Here is a 20,963-nt window from a genome sequence, read left to right as displayed (position 1 = left end):
CCGCGCACCAGCGCCGCGGGGCGTCCGCGTCCCTGCCGCCGGCCGGGGCGCGGCCACGACCGGACCGACGGGTAGGGTGGCGCAGGTCGCGCGGCGCGGGTCGCCGCGCTCCGACGATGTGCGGCGACCGTCGCAGGTGCCGCACGACAGGAGGGGTCGCATCCATGCTCGGTGACGTCGCGGGACTCATCGCCGCGATCGCGTTCGTGCTGCTCGTCGGCCTGCTCGCGGTGCCGCTGCTCAAGCTCGGCAACGTCCTCGACGAGGCGCGCACCTCGGTGCGGGAGCTCACCGACCACTCGCTGCCCGTGCTCGACGAGACCGCCAAGGTCGTGGCGTCGTCCGCCACCCAGATGGACAAGGTCGACACCGTGACGACCGCGGCAGCCCAGGTCGGCGAGAACGTCTCGGCGCTCACCTCGCTCGTCACCGCGACCGTTGGTGCGCCGCTGCTCAAGGTCGCGGCGTTCTCCTACGGCGTGCGCCGCGCCCTGGCCGGCCTGCGTGCGGGCGGCCGCCGATGAGGCGGCTGTTCTGGGTCGGCGTGGGGGTCGCGCTGACCGTCGTCGTGGTCCGCCGCGGCCGACAGCTCGTGGACGCGTACGCACCGGCCGGCTCGGCCGACGCCGTGGACGGCGCGCTGCGGGTCACGCGCGCGCTGCGCGCGGCGCGCGACGACTTCCGGGCCGGGGTCGCCGAGCGCGAGGCCGAGCTGCTCGACGCGCTCGTCGGCGACGTCGACCTCGACGAGCTGCGCGCCACCGCGCCGCGTCGCCGCGCCGAGCTGCGTGACTCCTTCGGGGGGCGCCCGCCGCGCGACGACCTCGCCCGCGACCTCGCCGCGCGCGGCTGGGCCGGCGAGCCGACGCAGGACCCGGACGACGACGAGCACGCCCCCTTCTTCTGACCGGGCCCGCCCCGGCCCCGCGGCCAGCGCGCCGCCCACCACCGAACCTCCCGCCGCCGCCCGGCGACGGCCCCCACCTGACGAGGACGACATGCGCACCGCCGAGATCCGCCAGCGCTGGCTCGACTACTTCGCGAGCAAGGACCACGCCATCGTGCCGTCCGTGCCGCTCATCTCCCCGGACCCGTCGATCCTCTTCACGATCGCCGGCATGGTGCCGTTCATCCCGTACATCCTCGGCACGCAGGACGCCCCCTGGCCCCGGGTCGCCAACGCGCAGAAGTGCATCCGCACCAACGACATCGAGAACGTCGGTCGCACGACGCGGCACGGCACGTTCTTCCAGATGCTCGGCAACTTCTCGTTCGGCGACTACTTCAAGCAGGGCGCGATCGAGCTCGCGTGGGAGTTCCTCACGGGCGACCAGGCGTCGGGCGGCCTGGGCCTGGACGGCGACCGGCTCTGGGTGACGATCTGGAACGAGGACGCGGAGTCCGCCGACACGCTGCGCCGGGTCGGCGTCGACCCGCGCCACATCGTGCGGCTCACGCGCGAGGAGATCTTCTGGGACACGGGCCAGCCCGGCCCGGCGGGCCCGTGCGCGGAGTGGCACTACGACCGCGGTCCCGAGTTCGGCCCCGACGCGGAGGGCGGCACGGTCGACCCCGGCGGCGACCGCTACCTCGAGATCTGGAACCTCGTGTTCGACCAGTTCGTGCGCGGCGAGGGGCGTGGCAAGGACTACCCGCTGCTCGGCGAGCTCGAGCGCAAGGCCATCGACACCGGCGCCGGGCTCGAGCGCATCGCGTACCTGCTGCAGGGCAAGAACAACCTGTACGAGACCGACGAGGTCTTCCCCGTCATCGAGCGTGCCGCCGAGCTCACCGGGCGCCGCTACGGCGCGGGCGGCGAGGACGACGTCCGGCTGCGTGTCGTGGGCGACCACGTGCGCTCGTCGCTCATGCTCATCGGCGACGGCGTGACGCCGTCGAACGAGGGCCGCGGGTACGTGCTGCGTCGCCTCGTGCGGCGCACGGTGCGGTCGATGCGCCTGCTCGGTGTCGAGGAGGCCGCGCTGCCGGAGCTGCTGCCCGTCAGCCGTGACCTCATGAGCGTGTCGTACCCCGAGGTCGAGCGTGACTTCGACCGCATCGCGCAGGTCGCGTACGGCGAGGAGGACGCGTTCCTGCGGACGCTCACGGCCGGCACGACCATCTTCGAGGGCGCGGTCACCAAGGCGAAGGCCTCGGCGGGCGACGCGGGCGTGGTGCTCACGGGCGACCAGGCGTTCGCGCTGCACGACACCTACGGGTTCCCGATCGACCTCACGCTCGAGATGGCCGCCGAGCACGGCGTCACGGTCGACGAGCAGGCGTTCCGCACGCTCATGCAGGCGCAGCGCGACCGTGCGCGTGCCGACGCGCTCGCCAAGAAGACCGGCCACGCCGACACGAGCGCCTACCAGCAGCTGCACCAGACCCTCAGCACCGACCACGGCGCCCCGGTGCGGTTCGTCGGCTACACCGACACGACCGCGAGCTCGACGGTCGTCGGGCTGCTCGTCGACGGCGTGCCCGCGCCGTCCGCGACCGCGCCCGCGCACGTCCAGGTCGTGCTCGACGTCACCCCGTTCTACGCCGAGGCGGGCGGCCAGCTCGCCGACACCGGCACGATCAGCCTCGAGAACGGCGGCATCGTCGAGGTCGACGACGTGCAGGCGCCGATCAAGGGGCTGTCGGTGCACCACGGGCGGCTCGTCGACGGCACGCTCACGATCGGGGACGCGGGTGTCTCGACGATCGACACCGCGCGCCGTCGCGCGATCGCCCGGGCGCACACCGCGACGCACATGGTGCACAAGGCGCTGCGCGAGGAGCTCGGCGACAACGCCACGCAGGCGGGGTCGGAGAACGCGCCGAGCCGCCTGCGGTTCGACTTCCGCTCGGGTGCGGCCGTGCCGGCGTCCTCGCTGTCGCAGATCGAGGGGCGCGTGAACGAGCGCCTGCAGGACGACCTCGAGGTCACGGACGCGGTCATGGCGATCGACGAGGCCCGTGCGCTCGGCGCGATGGCGCTCTTCGGGGAGAAGTACGGCAACGAGGTGCGCGTCGTGTCGATCGGCGGCGACTGGTCGCGCGAGCTGTGCGCCGGCACGCACGTGCGTCGCTCGGGCGAGCTCGGGCTCGTCACGCTGCTCGGCGAGGCGTCGATCGGCTCGGGCGTGCGACGCGTCGACGCGCTCGTCGGCGACTCGGCGTACGGCTACCAGGCCAAGGAGCGCGCGCTCGTGAGCCAGCTCTCGGGCCTGCTGGGCGCGCGCCCCGACGAGCTCGGGGATCGGGTCTCGTCGCTGCTCACGCGGCTCAAGGAGTCGGAGAAGCAGCTCGCGGCGCTCCAGCAGGCGCAGGTGCTGGCCGCGGCCGGTTCGCTCGCGGCCGGTGCGCAGCAGGTCGGTGCGACGCGCGTCGTCGCGCACGACGCGGGCGAGCTCGCGTCGGGCGACGACCTGCGGACGCTCGCACTGGACGTCCGCGGGCGGCTGGGGGAGTCCTCCCCGGTGGTCGTCGCGGTCGGCGGCGTCGTCAAGGGCCGCCCCGCGGTGGTCGTCGCGACCAACGCCGCCGCGCGCGAGGCCGGGCACCGCGCCGGGCAGCTCGTGCGCACGGCGTCGGGCGTGCTCGGCGGCGGCGGCGGCGGCAAGGACGACGTCGCGCAGGGCGGCGGCACCGACGCCGCGCGCCTCGGCGAGGCCCTCGAGGGCGTCGTCGAGGCGGTCCGTGGCTGACGGCGACGCCGTCGTCCGTGGCGTGCGCCTCGCGGTCGACGTCGGGACGGTGCGCGTCGGGGTCGCGTCGAGCGACCCCGACGGCCTGCTCGCGACGCCGGTCGAGACCGTCGCGCGGGCGTCCGGCAAGCCGCGGCCGGGTGCCGCGGACGTCGCGCGGATCGCGCACGAGGCGCGCGAACGGGGTGCGGATGTCGTGTACGTCGGACTTCCCCGCCATCTCTCGGGCGCGGAAGGGTCGTCGGCGGGGCTCGCGCGCGCGTACGCTGTCGCACTGGCGCGCGCGGTCGGACCCGTCCAGGTCCGGCTGGTCGACGAGCGGATGAGCACGGTGTCCGCCCATCACGCGCTCCAGGCGTCCGGCCGATCCGGGCGCCGCCACCGGCAGGTCGTCGACCAGGCGGCCGCGGTGGTGATCCTGCAGCAGGCGTTGGACGCGGAGCGGTCCACGGGGCGACGTCCCGGGGAACGGGTCGAGGTCGACCCTGGCCGTGACGCGGCAGCACCAGGGGGCGGTGCGGGCGACGGCACGACGACGGTGGAGTGACGCACACGTGAGCAACCAGACGGAATGGTGGGCCCCCGTGAGGTCGGAAGACGGTTCGCCCGATCTGTTCGGCGGTGACCGCGCGACCCCCGACGGCGGTGCGCAGCCTCCGCGTCGCCGCTCGCGCGCCGCGGGGCGCAAGCGTGAGGAGCGGCTGCGCAAGCAGCGCCGTCGCCGCTCGATCGGCGTCCTGCTCGTCGCGCTCGTGCTGGTGGCCGGGGCCGGGTACGTCGTGTACTCGCTCGTCGGCGGGTCGCTGTTCGGCGGCGACTCGAGCGCGGCGCGCGGCGTCGACGACTACCCCGGCCCGGGCCGCCCCGGCGCTCCCACCATCACCGTGAACGCCGGTGACTCGGGTGCCGTCATGGGCAAGACCCTCGAGGAGGCGGGGATCGTCGCGACCGCGAAGGCGTTCACGGCGGCCTTCAACGCGAACCCCGACGCGTCGAGCATCCAGCCGGGCACCTACCAGCTCCTGCTGGAGATGAAGGCCCAGGACGCGGTGCTCGCGCTCCTCGACCCCAAGAGCCGGGTCTCGACGCGGGTGACCATCCCCGAGAGCTGGACGGTCGAGCAGATCCTCGAGAAGGTCAGCCAGGTCACGACCGTCCCGCTCGACGAGCTGCGTGCCGCTGCCGCCGACCCCGCGGCGATCGGGCTGCCGGCAGAGGCGAACGGCAACGTCGAGGGCTGGCTGTTCCCGTCCACGTACCAGTACGAGCCGGGCACGACGCCGGCGCAGATGGTCGGCCAGATGGTCGCCAAGACGATCGAGGTCCTCACGTCCAAGGGCGTCCCGCAGGACCAGTGGGAGACCGTGCTCATCAAGGCGTCGCTCATCGAGCGCGAGGCGGCGCTCGACGCGGACCGGCCCAAGATGGCGCGCGCGATCGAGAACCGTCTCGAGAAGGGCATGCGCCTGCAGATCGACGCGTCGCTCGCGTACGGTCTCGGCATCCCGGGCACGCAGCTGACGCTGGACATGCTCCAGACGTCGGACAGCCCGTACAACCTCAACCGGGTCACCGGGCTGCCCCCGACGCCGATCGCCGCACCGGGGGAGCCCTCGATCGACGCGGTGCTCAACCCGGCGGACGGTCCGTGGCTGTTCTGGATGACGATCAACCTCGACACCGGCGAGACGCGCTTCGCGACGACGAACGACGAGCACGAGCAGAACCGCGCGCTCTACCGGCAGTGGCAGGCCGAGAAGGCGGCCCAGGAGGCGCAGGGCGACGAGGAGCAGGACGGGTGACGACCGCGGTGCACCGGGCCGCCGTGCTCGGGCACCCGGTCGCGCACTCGCTGTCGCCCGTGCTGCACGCGGCCGCGTACGCCGCGCTCGGGCTCGACGGCTGGCGGTACGACGCGGTCGACGTCACGGAGGACGCGCTCGCGACGTTCCTGCGCGACCTGGACCCGACGTGGGCCGGGCTGAGCCTGACGATGCCGCTCAAGCAGACGGTGCTGCCGCTGCTCGACCACGTGGAGCCGTTGGCGGAGGTCGTGGGTGCCGTGAACACGGTGCTCGTGCACGGCGCGGGTGCGGGGCGCACGCTCACGGGTGCGAACACCGACGTGCACGGTCTGGTGCGGGCGCTCGGGGAGGCGGGCGTCGTCGACGGCGTGCGCACCGGCGCCGTGCTCGGTGCAGGGGCGACCGCCGCGTCGACGCTCGCGGCGCTCGCGCAGCTGGGGTGCACGTCGCCGCGCGTGTACGTGCGCACGCAGGCGCGCGCGGGTGGTCTGCTGCGCGCCGCGCACCGCATGGGCGTCGAGCCCCGGCTGTGCCGGCTCGACGACGCCGCCGCGGAGATCGCGCGCGCCGACGTCGTCGTCAGCACGCTCCCCGCGCACGCGGCGGACGGCGTGGCGGCCGCGCTGCCCGCGTCGGTGCGGGGTGCGCTCCTCGACGTCTGCTACGACCCGAGCCCCACGGCGCTCGGCGCGGCCTGGGCCGCGCGGGGCGGCGCCGTCGTCGGCGGCGAGCGGATGCTGCTGCACCAGGCGGCGGAGCAGGTCCGCCTCATGACCGGTCGTGTCGCGCCGCTCGACGCCATGGACGCGGCGCTGCGCGGCGCGCTCGCCGCCGCCTGACCCATCGCCGCCGCCTGACCCATCGCCGCCGCGGCGTGACGCCGGTGTGATCCGGCCGACGCGTCCTTCAGGCGCGGCCCGCACGTGCCGATGACCTCGGGGGCGCCAGCTCGCGGCGCCGCAGAACGAGGAGGCGCGCGTGAAGCAGCTGGGTGAGGTCCTGCTCGACGAGGGGCTCGTGACGGAGGCGCAGCTGCTCGCCGCTCTGGACGAGCAGACCGCGATGGGCACGTCGCTGGGGCGCACGCTCGTGGAGCTGGGGGTGCTCACCGAGGCCCAGCTCGTGCGCGCGCTCGCGGCGCAGGTCGGCATGGAGTTCGTCGACCTCGACGAGTACGCCGTGGACCGTGCGGCAGTCAGCCTGGTGCCCGGTGAGCTCTGCCGGCGGTACGCGGTGCTGCCCGTCGGGCTGCGGGACGGCGCGATCGTGCTCGCCACCGCCGACCCGGGCAACGTGGTCGCGGTCGACGACGTCCGCACGGTGTCCGGCATGGCGGTCATCCCGGTCGTCGCGACGTTCGACAACGTGCACCGGGCGATCGACCGGTTCTGCCGTGCGGACGACGAGATGGAGGACCTCTCCAACGCGTTCGAGGACCAGCAGGTCGAGCCCGAGATGGACCTGTCGCGCCTCGGGGACTTCGTCGACGACGACGCGCCGATCGTGCGGTACGTCAACCTGCTCGTGACGCAGGCGATCACCGACCGTGCGTCGGACATCCACATCGAGCCCACCGAGCACGACCTGCGGGTGCGGTACCGCATCGACGGCGTGCTGCACGAGACGCAGCGCTCGCCCAAGAACATCCAGGGCGGCGTCATCAGCCGCGTGAAGATCATGAGCGACATCGACATCGCCGAGAAGCGCAAGCCGCAGGACGGCCGCATGTCGGTGAACCACAACGGACGCAAGATCGACCTGCGCGTGGCGACGCTACCCACCGTGTGGGGCGAGAAGATCGTCATGCGCATCCTCGACAACTCCACCGCGAGCCTCGACCTGCGGGACCTGTCGTTCCTGGACCACAACTACGAGACGTACCGCGAGTCGTACACCAAGCCCTACGGGATGATCCTCGTGACGGGGCCGACGGGCTCGGGCAAGTCGACCACGCTGTACGCGACGCTCAACGCGGTGTCACGACCCGAGATCAACGTCATCACGGTCGAGGACCCCGTCGAGTACCGGCTCCCGGGGATCAACCAGGTGCAGGTCAACCCCAAGGCGGGCCTGACGTTCGCCGCGGCCCTGCGCTCGATCCTCCGCTCCGACCCGGACGTCGTGCTGCTGGGTGAGATCCGTGACCACGAGACCGCGCAGATCGCCGTCGAGGCCGCGCTCACGGGTCACCTGGTGCTGTCGACGCTGCACACGAACGACGCGCCGTCGGCCGTGACGCGTCTGACGGAGATGGGCATCGAGCCGTTCCTCGTGGGTTCCGCGCTCGACTGCGTGGTCGCGCAGCGGCTCGCACGCCGGCTGTGCCCGAAGTGCAAGGAGCAGTACGTGCCGACGCCTGCCGAGCTCGAGGCCGCGCGGTTCCCGTGGGCACCCGGCGAGCCGCTGCCCGAGCTGTTCCGGCCCGCGGGCTGCAGCTCGTGCTCGCGCACCGGGTACAAGGGTCGGCTCGCGCTCCACGAGGTCATGCGCGTCACGGAGGACATCGAGCGCCATGCCGTCGCACGCTCGTCGTCCGCCGACATCGCGACGACCGCCGAGCGGCAGGGCATGACGTCGCTGCGGTACGACGGCTGGCACAAGGTCGCGCTCGGCCAGACGTCGATCGAGGAGGTCCTGCGCGTCGTCGCCTGACCGGGGTCCCGACGACTCAAGTCGTGGCTCGTGACGGCCGATGCCTCTGCGAGGCCGCCCGACGGGCGGCACGCACGGCGCGTGGAGGGCAGCAGTGACCGACAGCTTCCAGGACGGCCGCACGCGGCCCCTCCCGCCGTACGTGCCTGCGGGTGCCCGCCCGCCGGGGACGCACGACGCGGTCCCGCCGCGACGCGAGGAGCTGCGTCCGGTCGCGAGCCCGTTCCCCGCCGGACCGCCGACGACTGCGCCGGGCGTCGGCCAGGCGCCCGGCCGGTCGGGCGTGCCCGCGCCGCTTGCACCTCACCCGCAGCAGCCGCCGGCCGGGGCGCCCCCCGCGCCGGTCGGTGCGCCCGCGCCGCGCCGCGCCGCGCCGGGAGCCGCACCGCAGACGTCGCTCCGCGGGCCGGCGCAGCGGAACCCCGAGGACGTCGAGGTCGAGGCCGTGCTGCGCGCGATGGTCGCCACGGGCGCCTCGGACGTGCACCTCACGGCGGGGGCACCGCCGATGGTGCGCGTCTCGGGCGGTCTGCGTCCGCTGCCCGACTTCCCGACGCTCACGCCGGACTCCCTGCGTCGTTCGGTGTACGCGATCCTGTCGCAGCGTGACCGGGAGCGGTTCGAGGAGAACCTCGAGCTCGACGTGTCGTACGCGGTGCGCAACCTCGCGCGGTTCCGCGTGAACGTCTACCAGCAGCGCGAGTCCGTCGGCGCGGCGTTCCGCGTGATCCCGTACGAGATCAAGGAGCTCAAGGAGCTCGGGGTCCCGCCGATCGTCAGCACGTTCGCGGGTCTGCCGCGCGGGCTGGTGCTCGTCACGGGCCCGACCGGGTCGGGCAAGTCGACGACGCTCGCGTCGATCATCGACCTCGCGAACCGCACGCGCGAAGACCACATCATGACCGTCGAGGACCCGATCGAGTTCCTCCACCGGCACAAGAAGTGCGTCGTCAACCAGCGCGAGGTCGGCGCCGACACGCACTCGTTCGCCAACGCGCTCAAGCACGTGCTGCGCCAGGACCCCGACATCATCCTGGTCGGCGAGATGCGCGACCTCGAGACGATCGGCGTCGCGCTGACGGCCGCCGAGACCGGGCACCTGGTGTTCGCGACCCTGCACACGCAGGACGCCGCGCAGACCATCGACCGCATCATCGACGTCTTCCCCTCGCACCAGCAGGCGCAGGTGCGCACGCAGCTCGCCGGCGCGCTGCAGGGGGTCGTGAGCCAGACGCTGTGCAAGCGCGCCGACGGCCCGGGCCGGGCCGTGGCGACCGAGGTGCTCGTGGCGACGCCAGCGATCCGCAACCTCATCCGCGAGGGCAAGACGCACCAGATCTACTCGGCCATGCAGGCGGGTGCGCAGCAGGGCATGCACACGCTCGACCAGCACCTCGCCGACCTCGTGCGCACGGGGCGGATCGCGTACGAGACCGGCCTCGAGGCGTGCCACCACGTCGAGGACTACAACCGTCTGACCGGACGCTTCGGCGGTGCGAACCAGGGCCTGGCGGGCGTGGGCGGCATGGACGCGTACTCCGGCATGGACACGGGAGGCATGTGATGGCGGAGGGCGCGAAGACCTTCGAGTACGCGGTCCGGGACCGCGAGGGCAAGATCGTCAAGGGTCGCCTGGAGGCGGCCGACCAGGCGGCCGTGGCGAACAAGCTGCGGGCGATCGGCGTGGCCCCGGTCTCGATCGAGGAGGTCTCGACCTCGGGCCTCAACGCGGAGATCAGGATCCCCGGTCTCGCGGAGCGCATCAAGCAGAAGGACCTCGCGATCATGGCGCGCCAGATGGCGACCATGATCAACTCCGGCCTGTCGTTGCTGCGTGCGCTGACCATCGTCGCCGAGCAGACCGAGAACAAGGCGCTCGCGCGCACGCTCGCCCAGGTGCGCAACGACGTCGAGGCCGGTATCGCGTTCTCCACCGCGCTGGCCAAGCACGAGCAGGTGTTCCCGCCGCTCATGATCAACATGGTCAAGGCCGGCGAGGTCGGGGGGTTCCTCGACCAGGTGCTCGTGTCGGTCGCGGACAACCTCGAGTCCGAGGTCAAGCTGCGCGGGCAGATCAAGTCCGCGATGACCTACCCCGTGGTCGTGTTCGTCATCGCGATCCTCGCGACCGTCGGCATGCTGCTGTTCATCGTGCCGGTGTTCGAGAACATGTTCGCCGACCTGGGCGGTCAGCTGCCCGCGCCGACGCGGTTCCTCGTCATGCTGTCGCGCGGCCTGAAGTGGGCGATCGCGCCGATCGTGGCCGGGCTCGTGCTGTTCGCCTGGTGGTGGTCCAAGCACAAGAACGACCGGGCCATCCGCGAGCGGCTCGACCCGTGGAAGCTGCGGGTGCCGGTGTTCGGCAAGCTGTTCCAGAAGGTCGCGGTCGCGCGGTTCACGCGCAACTTCGGCACCATGATCCGCGCGGGCGTGCCGATCCTGCAGGCCCTGGACATCGTCGGCGAGACCAGCGGCAACCTCGTGCTCGAGAAGGCCGCGCACGCGGTGCAGGAGTCCGTGCGCTCGGGGCAGTCGCTCGCCGGCCCGCTGGCGATGCAGCCCGTCTTCCCGCCGATGGTCGTGCAGATGATGGCGGTCGGCGAGGACACCGGCGCGCTGGACTCGATGCTCGAGAAGGTCGCGCAGTTCTACGACCAGGAGGTCGAGGCGACCACCGAACAGCTCACGAGCCTCATCGAGCCGCTCATGATCGTCGTCATCGGCGGCATCGTCGGCGGCATGATCGTCGCGCTCTACCTGCCGATCTTCTCGATGTTCGACCTCGTGTCGTAGCGCGTGGCGCACCCCGTTGGTCCGCTCGTGTGAATCGTGCGCCCGGAAGCGGTGACCGGCTCAAGTGCCCGGGGCGCCCGCCCGATCCGTTCGGTGCAGCACCTGAACCGGAACCATCCGGACTTCGTCACGACCACCCACCTCGCAAGGAGCGCACCGTGATCGCACGTCTCCGCAAGGCCCAGGAGCAGAAGGACCAGGGCTTCACCCTGATCGAGCTCCTCGTCGTCATCATCATCATCGGCATCCTGTCCGCGATCGCCATCCCGGTCTTCATGAACCAGAGCCGCAAGGCCGTCGACCAGGCCGCGCAGGCCGACGTGTCGGCGATCGCCAAGCAGGTGGCGACGTACTACATCGACAACGACGCCGCGCTGACCGTCACGAACAACGCCAGCAACTACACGCTGACCAACGGGGTCACCGGCTTCGACCCGATCGTCGTTGCCAAGAGCAACGACGCGTTCACGCTGGGCCCCATCACCGCGGCCAGCGGCACCGTCGTGGACGGTACAAACTACGTCGTCACCCTCACGTTCTCCGGTGGTACCGAGGGTGCCGGGGCGACCATCAGCTACAGCGCCCAGAACGGCATCTCCGGCCCGACGGCCCCGTGACGCCGAGCGTCTGAGCAGCACCGGTGGGGCGGGGGACGACGTCCCCCGCCCCACCGGCGTCGTACCCCGCCACCCGCCCGCACCGAGGAGAGACGATGCCCAGCAGGCCGACCACGCGCACGGGGCGCGACGAGGGGTTCACCCTCGTCGAGGTCCTGGTCGCCGCCGTGATCCTCGGCATCCTCGCGACCTCGGTGCTGGGCATCGTCGTGCAGACGCAGTCCGCCAACGTCGACAGCCGGTCCCGCACGGCGGCGGCCAGCCTCGCGGCGCGCGAGCTCGACCTCGTGCGCGAGCGGTTCGCGAGCAGCACCACGGCGCCGCTCGAGATCGCGGACGAGGGCGTCAGGGTCAACCAGCACCCGCTGACCGGCCAGGTGGCCGGGCAGCCGCTGCGGGTCGACGGGCAGTCGTACACGGTGACGCGCTCGGCCTCCTGGAACGCCACGGGCAGCGGCGCGTCGGCGTGCGAGGGCGGCGCGCTCGTGAACCACCCGACGCTCCAGGTGACGGTCGCCGTCACGTGGCCGAACATGGGATCCACCAAGCCCGTCGTCTCGCAGCTGCAGATCGCCCCGCCCAAGGGCACCGGCCTGACCGGCACGCAGTCGTACGTGGCCGTCAAGGTCGTGGACTCGACGGGCGCGCCGAACGCCGGCCGGACCGTGCGCGTCAGCAGCGGTGCGGGCTCCCGCACGGCCATGACCGACGACACGGGGTGCGCGGTCGCGCAGGTGACCCCCCCGAGCGCGGGCGCCTCCTACGATGCGACCCTCATGGACGGCGGCCACGTCGACATCACGGGTTCCCCTAACCCCACCAAGAGCACGGGCGTCGTGCTGCCCGGGCAGCTGAACACCGCCGTGACCTTCACGTACGACCGCGCCGCGACGCTGCGGCTGCGCATCGTGGAGCCCGACGGCACGCCCTACACCGGGCCCGTGTCGGGGTCGCTCACGCTCGTGGCGACCGAGGCGTCCGGCGCGTCGTCGGCCCGCAGCGTCCCGGTGACCGCCGGGCTGACCATCGCCACGCCGCTGTGGCCGACGCGTTACGGCGCGTACTACGGCGCGAGCGCGCCACCGGCCGGGTACGGCACGGTGCGGCTCGCCCCCGGGGCGACCGCCGACCTCGACGTCGTGCTCGAGATGGGCGTCGGCTCGGTCGTCGGGCTGCCGCCGGGCGCCGACCGCGTCGTCGCGTCGCCGGGGGAGTGCACCGCGCCCGATGCGCGGGACGTCCCGGCGGACCGGTTCACGCTCGTGCCCGGCACGTGGTCGTTCTACGCGGCCGGCCCGGCGTTCGACTGCGGCACGGGCCCGTCCGCGGTGCCGATCACCGGCGGCGAGAACGGCGACGTGTACTTCGAGCCGTCCGAGCTGCGCGTCAACGGCGCACCGCCCGAGGGGCGTCTGTGGGCGACGAGCCTGTCCCGCGCGAGCGCGCTCACGACCTGCCCCGACCCGTCGCTCGCCGAGCACGCGATCGACGTCGACGGCGCGCGCACCGGTTCGGTGGCGCTGCCCGCCGGCGACTGGTACGTGTACCGCACGGCGGGCGGCCCCGACGCGGCGTGCCTCGGCGTGCCGGCGGGCGCGTTCCCGCAGAACGTGGCGTACGGCGCGACCAGCACGATCGCCTGGCGGGAGTCCCAGAGCAGCGTCGCGCTGCGTGTCACGTACTCGTCGCAGGGGTGGGCGGCCAGCGACCAGCTGATCGTCTCGACCCAGCAGCTCGGCACCTGCGGCACCACGCTCCCGGCCGGTGCGACGCCGCTGGCGCGCACCGCGACGGAGGCGACCGGGGTGGTGGCGCCCGGCAGGCTGTACCTGTACCGCTTCCAGCCGTCCGCGTCGCGCAACCGGTGCACCGCGGCGGTGGGCAACCCGTTCACCGTCCCGGACACCTCGCCGACGGCCACCATCGTCTACGGCCGTACGGGGGTGACCACGCCGTGAAGCTGCTACGCACCGAGCACCGCCGGGACGCGGGCGTCTCGATGACCGAGCTCGTCGTCGCGATGATGATCATGTCGCTCGTGGTGATCGCCACGACGACCCTCACGATCGGGTTCGAGCGCACGACCGCCGAGAACGTGGCGCGCCAGGACCAGATCGACGCGGGACGCGTCGCCATGGCGCGCATCTCCCGCAACCTGCGCATGGCCGTCTCGCAGAAGCAGCTCGCGACGTCCTGCACGGGCTGCCCGGAGCAGCCGTTCGTGTCCGCGGGCCGCTTCGGCATGACGTTCTACGCGAACATCGACAACAAGGACGGGTCGGTCGGCCCCAGCCGGGTCACCTACTCCGTCGGCACGGTCGGGGGCGTGCCCGGCGTGCTGCAGGAGTCGATCCTGCGGCCCAACGCCGCGGCCCCGGGCGTCAACGGGTGGGCGTACTGCGACCCCGTGGCGGCGAGCGCGACCGCCGACTGCCGCAGCCGGCTGACCACGCGGCGGCTCGCCACCGGCGTGCTCACGGACGGGCCACCGCTGTTCGCCTACTTCCAGCAAGGTGGCGCACCGCTGTCCGCACCGTCGACCGGGCTGCCCGGCGGCGACCTCGGCAAGGTCACGTCCGTCGAGCTGACCGCGCGCGTCGGGAGCACGGGGGCCGTGCGCCCTGTCGCCACGACCTACGTGCAGCGCGTCCTGCTCGGCAACGCCATCGCCCTCCAACCCCAGACGGGAGCCACACCGTGATGCGACGGCCGGACCGGCACCTCGGAGCACCGCGCGCGGGTGTCCGCGACGACGAGGGCGCCGCTCTCGTGCTCGTGCTCGCGTCGATGATGATCCTCACGATGCTGGCGCTGGCTGCGCTCGCCGCGACGGTCTCGAGCACGAAGACGGCGCGGCACACGCAGGACTACCAGGCGGCTCTCGCGGCCGCGCAGGCGGGTGTCGAGGAGTTCATCTCGCGGCTCAACCGCGAGGACAACTACGGCACGGTCGTCGACTGCTCCAACGCGGCGTGGCAGGGGCCGCGGGCCGCCGCGAACTCGTGCGGCTGGGGGTCGGGCACCCCCGTCGGATGGGCCCCCGTCGTCCCGGGGCAGACCGATGCCGACGCGGCGTGGTTCCACTACGACGTCGACGTCTCGCAGAAGACCACCTACGGCGTGGTGCGGCTCACCGTCACGGGTCGTGTCAACGGCGTGCACCGCACGCTGCAGACCTCCGTCGGCAAGGGCGGGTCCACCGACTACGTCTACTACACGGACTTCGAGTCGGGTGACCCGGCCAACGAGGTGCTGTACCCGCCGGCCACCACCAAGGCGTCCTCGGTCTGGACGACCGCGAAGCGCAACGCGTGCGGTCTGAACGGCTACAGCAGGGCGGCCTACTTCTGGCGCAACGACAGCGGCCAGGCGCGCTCCGACTACCCCAACACGGGCTCGGCCGCATCACCCAACGGGTGCATCGAGATCCGCTTCACCAGCGGTGACGAGCTCGACGGCGCCGTGCGCACCAACGACACGATCCTCGCGTCGCTGCGCTCGGGCAGCTCGGTCAAGCCGTCGTTCCTCCAGACCGTCACGACGTCGGACAAGCGCTGCCGGACGCCCGGGACGACCAACGCCCAGTGGGAGGCCAACTGCCTGCGCCCGGGGAGCGTCGCGAACTTCAACAACAAGACCCCGCAGTACGACGTGCCCGAGTACCTGCTGGACACGTCGGCGGAGTTCGCGAACCACCCGGGCTGCCACTACTACGGCGCGACGCGTGTGATCTTCCGGTCCAACGGCCGCATGACGGTGTGGAACAAGCGCGTCAACAACGGGGACACTGCGCCCGTGGCGATCCCGGGACCGCTCGGCACGATGCCGCAGTGCGGGACGCTCGCGCAGCTCGACAGCCCGTCGGGCGCCGACGTCCCGGTGCCGGACGAGATGGTCGTCTACGCGGCGTCGTCGTCCGCGCCGATGCGGGAGTGCCGCCAGGGCGAGATCGGCGGCCCGAGCGGCCGGACCCTGCCCATCGGCACCTACACGGGGCAGACGATCGACTCCGGCGAGAGCTTCGTGCGCGACGTCACGATGCAGACCGACTCCAAGATGTGCGCGCGCGGCAACCTGTACGCCGAGGGCGTCGTCAAGGGCCGCGTGACGCTCGCGTCGGAGGAGTCGATCGTCGTGACCGGTGACCTCGTGCTGGCGGGCGGACGCGGCGAGACGTCGCCCGACCTGCTGGGCCTGGTGGCCACCAACGCGGTCGAGGTGTTCCACCCGCGCCAGCAGACCTTCACGTCGGCGCGCACGTGCAGCTGGTACTCGTGCGGCGCGTGGCGCTGGGACACCGGCACCGAGACGAGCACTCCCGGCTGGCCGACCCGGTACGCCGACCCCACCGTGTCGCGCAACGAGCCGGCGCAGGGCGTGCAGATCGCCGGCTCGATCCAGACCCTCCAGCACTCGTTCCTCGTCCAGAAGTACAACGTGGGCGGCGACCGCGGCAAGCTCTTCGTCTACGGCTCGATCGCGCAGCGCTGGCGCGGCGCCGTGGGGCAGGAGAGCAGCGGGCAGCAGAACGGGTACACCAAGCTGTACCGCTACGATGGCCGGCTGAGGTTCGCCACGCCGCCGTACTTCCCCCGGTGGGCCAACTCGCAGTGGAAGGCGACGTCCACCGGCGAGATCGCGACCGACCCCGACGTGAGGAACGGATAGCCGGATGACGCTGCAGGTGGCCGGCTACGTCCTGGTCGCGCTCCTCGGGCTCGGCGTCGGCTCCTTCCTCAACGTCGTCATCTGGCGCGTGCCGCGCGACGAGTCCGTCGTGCGGCCGCCCAGCGCGTGCCCGTCGTGCGGCCGGCCCATCGCCTGGTACGACAACGTGCCCGTCGTGTCGTGGCTCGTGCTGCGCGCTCGCTGCCGCCGGTGCGGCGCGCGCATCAGCGCGCGCTACCCGGCCGTCGAGGCCGTGACCGGCGCGCTGTTCGTCGGGACCGCGGCCGTCGTCGGGTGGAACCTGGCGCTGCCCGCGTTCCTCTACCTCGCGGCGATCTCCGTCGCGCTCGCCGTGATCGACGTCGACGTGCGCCGCCTGCCCGACGCGATCGTGCTGCCCTCCTACCCGGTGGCGGGGGCCCTGCTCGCCCTCGGTGCGTGGACGCCCGGCGTCGGCTACGACGGCGGCGCCGTGCTCCGGGCGGCTGTCGGCGGCGCGGCGCTCTTCGCCCTCTACCTCGTGCTCGTCCTCGCCAAGCCCGGCGGGATGGGCCTGGGCGACCTCAAGCTCGCGGGCGTCCTCGGCCTGTACCTCGGCTGGGTCGGCTGGGGGGCCCTCGCGGTGGGCACGTTCGCCGCCTTCCTGCTGGGCGGCGTGTTCGGGCTGGTCCTCATGGCCGTGGGCCGCGCGGGCCGCAAGTCCCAGGTGCCGTTCGGGCCGTGGATGCTCGTCGGCGCAGCGCTCGGCGTCGCGGTCGGCGAGCCCCTCGCCGGGTGGTACCTCGCGGTCCTGGGCTGACCGGCTCAAGTCCTGCCGGGCCGCTGCCGATAGTCACGTCGTGCGCAGCGCCGACGGAAGGACAGTGGTGTGGCCTCCTCACGTGTGATCGGCCTCGACATCGGGGCGACGACCGCCAGGGCCGCCGAGATGGAGTTCGGCAAGGGCACCGGCCCCGACCGGCCCGCGACCCTCGTCCGGTACGCCGAGACCGCGCTGCCCGCCGGCAGCGTCCGCGACGGCGAGGTCGTGCAGGCCGAGCCGGTGTCCGACGCGCTGCGGCAGATGTGGTCACGCGCCAAGTTCGGCACGCGCGACGTGGTCATCGGCGTCGGCAACCAGCGCGTGCTCGTGCGCGAGTTCGACATGCCCTGGCTGCCCGACAAGCAGATCAAGCAGGCGCTGCCGTTCCACGTGCAGGGTGTCCTGCCCATGTCGACCGACGACGCGCTGCTGGACTTCCTCCCGGTCGGCGAGTTCGAGGGACGGTCGGGGCGCACCCTCAAGGGCATGCTCGTCGCCGCCCAGCGCGACACGGTCAACGCGAACGTGCTCGCCGTCGTCGGTGCGGGACTGCGCCCCACGATGGTCGACCTCAACGCGTTCGCGCTGCTGCGCTCGGTCTGCCGCGGCGAGCTCGCCCAGCACACCGTCGCCGTGGTCGACGTCGGCGCGAACCTCACGCACGTCGTGGTCTCGCAGGCCGGCGTGCCGCGGCTCGCGCGCACGCTCCCCGTCGGGGGGCAGTCGATCACCGACGCGCTCGTCGACGCCGCGGGGCTCGGGCGTCCCGAGGCGGAGGACGCCAAGCGTGTGCTCGGGATCGGCTACCAGGGTGGCCCCGAGACCGTGAACGCGGCGCAGGCCGTCAACGACGCGAGCCAGAAGCTGCTCGAGGCGGTCCGCGGGACCATCACGTTCTACTCCAACAGCCACCGTCAGCACCCCGTCGAGTCGGTGCTGCTGACGGGTGGGGGGACCTCGCTGCCCGGGTTCGGCCAGTACCTGGCGACGCTCCTGCGCATGCCGGTCGCGGTCGCGGACGCGCTCTCGGGCGTCCGGGTGCGCAAGGGCGTGCTACCCGTCGCGCACGACGCGACGCAGCCCCCCGTCGCCGCCCTGCCCATCGGTCTCGCCTACGGAGTCGCCGCGTGAACGCCGCACTCGCCCCCACCCGCACGGACGCCCCCGCGGCCGCACCCACCGTCGCGCGGGTCCCGCAGGTCAACCTGCTGCCCGCCGAGGTGGCCGCGGCGCACGGCCTGCGCGCCGTGCGCCGGTGGTCGCTGCTCGGCTTCTGCACCGTGGTGCTCGTGCTCTGCCTGGGCTACGCGTACTCCGCGTTCGAGCTCGCCCAGGCGCGCGACGACCTGCGGGTCGCGCAGGACGCCTCGGAGGCGCTCGTGGCCGAGCAGGCCACGTACGCCGAGGTCCCGGCGGTGCTCGGCGAGATGCGCGACGTGACCTCGGCGCAGCAGTTCGCGACGTCCACCGAGGTGCTGTGGCGCCCCTACCTCGAGCAGATCAGGGCCGTCCTGCCCGACGGTGCGGAGTTGCGCACCCTCCAGGTCGTCGGCGCGACGCCCGTGCTCCCGGCCGCGCCCCCCACGGACTCGCTGCAGGCGGCGTCGATCGGGCAGCTTGCGCTCACCGCGCGCACGTCCTCGGTGCCGCACGCGGCCGACTGGACCGACGCGCTGGGCGGTATCGACGGGTTCTCGGACCCGCGCGTTCAGTCCGTCAGCCAGGAGGAGGGCCAGGAGGGCGAGCGCGGCTACCTCGTCACGATGACGGTGCAGTACGACGAGTCCGCGCTCGCGGGCCGGTTCGCCACGACGGAGGAGGGCCGATGAGCCGGCAGCGCAGCGGGACGTGGATCGCCGGTGCGGTGGTCGCGTCACTCCTGGCGGTCGCCGCGGGGTGGTTCCTGCTGCTGTCGCCCGTGCGCGAGAGCGCGTCGCAGACCGCCGACGAGGCGACGGCGGCGCAGCAGCGCAACGAGCTGCTGGGCATCCAGGTCGCGCAGCTGCGGGCCGACTTCGCCAAGATCGACGAGCACAAGGCGAGCCTCGAGGCGCTCCGCGTCTCCGTGCCGCGCACGCTCGACGACACGGCGCTGATGCGCGCGCTCGACGCGATGGCCCGGTCCGCCGAGGTCGACCTGGTCGACGCGACGTTCGCGGCGCCGATGCCGGTCGCGGTGGCGGCGCCTGTGGCGGAGCCGGCTCCCGCGCCCGTGGACGGCGGCTCGGACGCGGCGGCCGTCGACGGTGCCGCGCAGCCGGTGGTCGCCGCTGGGCCCGCGGTCCCCGCCGGCCTCATGGCGATGGACGTCACGCTGACCGTCGCGGGCTCGCCCGAGCGAGCCGCGGCGTTCCTCGGCGCGCTGCAGGAGTCCTCGCGGATCGTCGCCGTGACCGGGTTCGACGTCGCGGTGCAGGACGAGCAGGGCGCGACCGGCGGGCAGGCCGCCGTCGCGGCGGGCGACTACCGCGTGGAGATCCGTGGCACGGTGTACGTGCTGCCCGCCTCGGCGACCGCGGGAGCCGTCGCTGCGGCCCCGGCGGACGAGGCCACGGCCATCAGCTGAGGCGTGGTCGCGCGCGCCGCCGGCGGGTCCGGCGGCGCGCGTCCACGCCCTGGGCGCGTGCCCGGGTGCGCGGCCCGCACGTGAAAGGATCGCCGCCATGCTCCGTTGGCTGACCTCAGGCGAGTCGCACGGTCCCGCGCTCGTCGGCATCCTCGACGGTCTGCCCGCCGGCGTGCGGGTGGAGACGTCCGACGTCCGGGCCGCGCTCGCGCGCCGCCGCCTCGGCCACGGCCGCGGTGCGCGCATGAAGTTCGAGCAGGACGAGGTGCGCCTGCTCGCGGGCGTGCGGCACGGGCTGTCGCAGGGCGGTCCGGTCGCGGTAGAGATCGGCAACACCGAGTGGCCCAAGTGGTCGGACGTGATGTCGGCGGACCCGGTGGCGCCCGAGGCGCTCACGGTCGACGCCGGGACCGGTGACGCGCGGGAGATCGCCCGCAACCGGCCGCTCACGCGCCCCCGCCCGGGCCACGCGGACCTCGTGGGCATGCGCAAGTACGGCTTCGACGACGCCCGGCCGGTGCTCGAGCGCGCGAGCGCGCGCGAGACCGCGACGCGCGTCGCGCTCGGCACGGTCGCCGCGGCGTTCCTCGAGCAGGCGGCGGGCGTGCGGCTCGTCTCGCACGTCGTCGCGATCGGACCGGTGAGCGTGCCCGACGACGCGCCCGTGCCCACGCCCGACGACGTGGCCGCGCTCGACGCAGACCCCGTGCGGTGCTTCGACCCCGCCACGAGCGCGGCGATGGTCGCCGAGATCGACCAGTGCCACAAGGACGGCGACACGCTCGGCGGCGTCGTCGAGGTGCTGGTGCACGGCCTGCCGTCCGGCGTCGGCACCTACGTGCAGGCCGACGGGCGCCTCGACGCGCGGCTCGCGGCCGCGCTCATGGGCATCCAGGCGATCAAGGGCGTCGAGGTCGGTGACGGGTTCCGCACCGCGGCCCGGCGCGGTTCGCAGGCGCACGACGAGATCGAGCGCGACGCGTCGGGCCGGATCGTGCGCCGCACGAACCGGGCCGGTGGCATCGAGGGCGGCATGTCGAACGGCGAGGTCGTGCGCGTGCGCGCCGCGATGAAGCCGATCTCGACCGTGCCGCGCGCGCTCGCGACCGTCGACACCGCCACGGGCGAGCCCGTGACGGCGCACCACCAGCGGTCGGACGTGTGCGCGGTGCCGCCCGCGGCCGTCGTCGCGGAGGCGATGGTCGCGCTGGTCGTCGCGCAGACGCTGCTCGAGAAGACCGGCGGGGACTCCGTCGCCGAGGTGCGCCGCAACCTCGAGGCGTACGTCGCCTCGATCCCCGAGCTGCTCGCGTGACGCGCGCGGGTGCGCGGCGGTCGCCGTGCACCCGCCCGGCACGCGGACGCGCC

Annotated in this window: 18 protein-coding genes; all 18 read left to right on the top strand. The window is 73.3% G+C overall.

Annotated features, from left to right (window positions below; all coding sequences use genetic code 11):
* The first annotated feature begins 164 nt into the window (after nucleotides 1-164).
* On the top strand, nucleotides 165-524 hold the full coding sequence (locus tag E4A51_RS16050) for a DUF948 domain-containing protein (RefSeq protein WP_046528345.1): 360 nt from the start codon (nucleotides 165-167) through the stop codon (nucleotides 522-524).
* On the top strand, nucleotides 521-907 hold the full coding sequence (locus E4A51_RS16045) for a hypothetical protein (RefSeq protein WP_046528346.1): 387 nt from the start codon (nucleotides 521-523) through the stop codon (nucleotides 905-907). Before E4A51_RS16050 ends, E4A51_RS16045 begins: the two co-directional genes overlap by 4 nt.
* A gap of 91 nt (nucleotides 908-998) precedes the next feature.
* Nucleotides 999-3,692: an alanine--tRNA ligase gene (alaS, locus tag E4A51_RS16040; protein WP_134852353.1), complete on the top strand. Its 2,694-nt coding sequence runs from the start codon at nucleotides 999-1,001 to the stop codon at nucleotides 3,690-3,692.
* Nucleotides 3,685-4,239: a Holliday junction resolvase RuvX gene (gene ruvX, locus E4A51_RS16035; RefSeq protein ID WP_134852352.1), complete on the top strand. Its 555-nt coding sequence runs from the start codon at nucleotides 3,685-3,687 to the stop codon at nucleotides 4,237-4,239. Before alaS ends, ruvX begins: the two co-directional genes overlap by 8 nt.
* A 37-nt stretch (nucleotides 4,240-4,276) precedes the next feature.
* Complete coding sequence (gene mltG / locus E4A51_RS16030; protein WP_233421042.1) at nucleotides 4,277-5,494, top strand: endolytic transglycosylase MltG; 1,218 nt, start codon at nucleotides 4,277-4,279, stop codon at nucleotides 5,492-5,494.
* Complete coding sequence (locus tag E4A51_RS16025) at nucleotides 5,491-6,336, top strand: shikimate dehydrogenase (protein WP_134852351.1); 846 nt, start codon at nucleotides 5,491-5,493, stop codon at nucleotides 6,334-6,336. The genes mltG and E4A51_RS16025 overlap by 4 nt, the downstream gene beginning before the upstream one ends.
* 139 nt (nucleotides 6,337-6,475) lie before the next feature.
* The gene (locus E4A51_RS16020; RefSeq protein WP_134852350.1) at nucleotides 6,476-8,149 is read left to right on the top strand and encodes a GspE/PulE family protein; all 1,674 of its coding nucleotides are present in this window, start codon (nucleotides 6,476-6,478) and stop codon (nucleotides 8,147-8,149) included.
* Nucleotides 8,150-8,243: 94 nt separating this feature from the next.
* Nucleotides 8,244-9,713: a type IV pilus twitching motility protein PilT gene (locus E4A51_RS16015; protein ID WP_134852349.1), complete on the top strand. Its 1,470-nt coding sequence runs from the start codon at nucleotides 8,244-8,246 to the stop codon at nucleotides 9,711-9,713.
* Complete coding sequence (locus E4A51_RS16010) at nucleotides 9,713-10,942, top strand: type II secretion system F family protein (protein WP_134852348.1); 1,230 nt, start codon at nucleotides 9,713-9,715, stop codon at nucleotides 10,940-10,942. Before E4A51_RS16015 ends, E4A51_RS16010 begins: the two co-directional genes overlap by 1 nt.
* A gap of 158 nt (nucleotides 10,943-11,100) precedes the next feature.
* Nucleotides 11,101-11,559: a prepilin-type N-terminal cleavage/methylation domain-containing protein gene (locus E4A51_RS19000; protein WP_206120075.1), complete on the top strand. Its 459-nt coding sequence runs from the start codon at nucleotides 11,101-11,103 to the stop codon at nucleotides 11,557-11,559.
* A gap of 95 nt (nucleotides 11,560-11,654) precedes the next feature.
* A complete protein-coding gene (locus tag E4A51_RS18605; RefSeq protein ID WP_206120073.1) occupies nucleotides 11,655-13,517 on the top strand; it encodes a prepilin-type N-terminal cleavage/methylation domain-containing protein in 1,863 nt (620 codons plus the stop codon).
* Complete coding sequence (locus E4A51_RS15995; RefSeq protein ID WP_240696517.1) at nucleotides 13,514-14,260, top strand: hypothetical protein; 747 nt, start codon at nucleotides 13,514-13,516, stop codon at nucleotides 14,258-14,260. Before E4A51_RS18605 ends, E4A51_RS15995 begins: the two co-directional genes overlap by 4 nt.
* The gene (locus tag E4A51_RS15990) at nucleotides 14,260-16,227 is read left to right on the top strand and encodes a PilX N-terminal domain-containing pilus assembly protein (protein WP_134852433.1); all 1,968 of its coding nucleotides are present in this window, start codon (nucleotides 14,260-14,262) and stop codon (nucleotides 16,225-16,227) included. Before E4A51_RS15995 ends, E4A51_RS15990 begins: the two co-directional genes overlap by 1 nt.
* A 4-nt stretch (nucleotides 16,228-16,231) precedes the next feature.
* Nucleotides 16,232-17,026: an A24 family peptidase gene (locus tag E4A51_RS15985; RefSeq protein ID WP_134852347.1), complete on the top strand. Its 795-nt coding sequence runs from the start codon at nucleotides 16,232-16,234 to the stop codon at nucleotides 17,024-17,026.
* 69 nt (nucleotides 17,027-17,095) lie between these two features.
* Entirely contained in the window at nucleotides 17,096-18,160 is a 1,065-nt protein-coding gene (gene pilM / locus E4A51_RS15980) for a type IV pilus assembly protein PilM (protein ID WP_134852346.1), read from the top strand.
* The gene (locus E4A51_RS15975) at nucleotides 18,157-18,858 is read left to right on the top strand and encodes a PilN domain-containing protein (protein ID WP_134852345.1); all 702 of its coding nucleotides are present in this window, start codon (nucleotides 18,157-18,159) and stop codon (nucleotides 18,856-18,858) included. Before pilM ends, E4A51_RS15975 begins: the two co-directional genes overlap by 4 nt.
* Nucleotides 18,855-19,595, top strand: coding sequence for a hypothetical protein (locus tag E4A51_RS15970; protein WP_134852344.1), 741 nt, complete (start codon nucleotides 18,855-18,857; stop codon nucleotides 19,593-19,595). The genes E4A51_RS15975 and E4A51_RS15970 overlap by 4 nt, the downstream gene beginning before the upstream one ends.
* A gap of 97 nt (nucleotides 19,596-19,692) precedes the next feature.
* The gene (gene aroC, locus E4A51_RS15965) at nucleotides 19,693-20,910 is read left to right on the top strand and encodes a chorismate synthase (RefSeq protein WP_134852343.1); all 1,218 of its coding nucleotides are present in this window, start codon (nucleotides 19,693-19,695) and stop codon (nucleotides 20,908-20,910) included.
* Nucleotides 20,911-20,963 lie beyond the last annotated feature (53 nt).

This window comes from Cellulomonas sp. HD19AZ1 (assembly GCF_004535805.1).
Classification (GTDB): domain Bacteria; phylum Actinomycetota; class Actinomycetes; order Actinomycetales; family Cellulomonadaceae; genus Cellulomonas; species Cellulomonas iranensis.
This window is presented reverse-complemented; position numbering and strand designations above follow the sequence as displayed.

Coding starts and splice junctions, on each gene's coding strand:
- aroC (WP_134852343.1), top strand. CDS start 19,693: ATGCTCCGTTGGCTGACCTCAGGCGAGTCGCACGGTCCCGCGCTCGTC.
- E4A51_RS15985 (WP_134852347.1), top strand. CDS start 16,232: ATGACGCTGCAGGTGGCCGGCTACGTCCTGGTCGCGCTCCTCGGGCTC.
- E4A51_RS18605 (WP_206120073.1), top strand. CDS start 11,655: ATGCCCAGCAGGCCGACCACGCGCACGGGGCGCGACGAGGGGTTCACC.
- E4A51_RS15990 (WP_134852433.1), top strand. CDS start 14,260: ATGCGACGGCCGGACCGGCACCTCGGAGCACCGCGCGCGGGTGTCCGC.
- E4A51_RS15970 (WP_134852344.1), top strand. CDS start 18,855: ATGAGCCGGCAGCGCAGCGGGACGTGGATCGCCGGTGCGGTGGTCGCG.
- alaS (WP_134852353.1), top strand. CDS start 999: ATGCGCACCGCCGAGATCCGCCAGCGCTGGCTCGACTACTTCGCGAGC.
- E4A51_RS16010 (WP_134852348.1), top strand. CDS start 9,713: ATGGCGGAGGGCGCGAAGACCTTCGAGTACGCGGTCCGGGACCGCGAG.
- E4A51_RS16045 (WP_046528346.1), top strand. CDS start 521: ATGAGGCGGCTGTTCTGGGTCGGCGTGGGGGTCGCGCTGACCGTCGTC.
- E4A51_RS16050 (WP_046528345.1), top strand. CDS start 165: ATGCTCGGTGACGTCGCGGGACTCATCGCCGCGATCGCGTTCGTGCTG.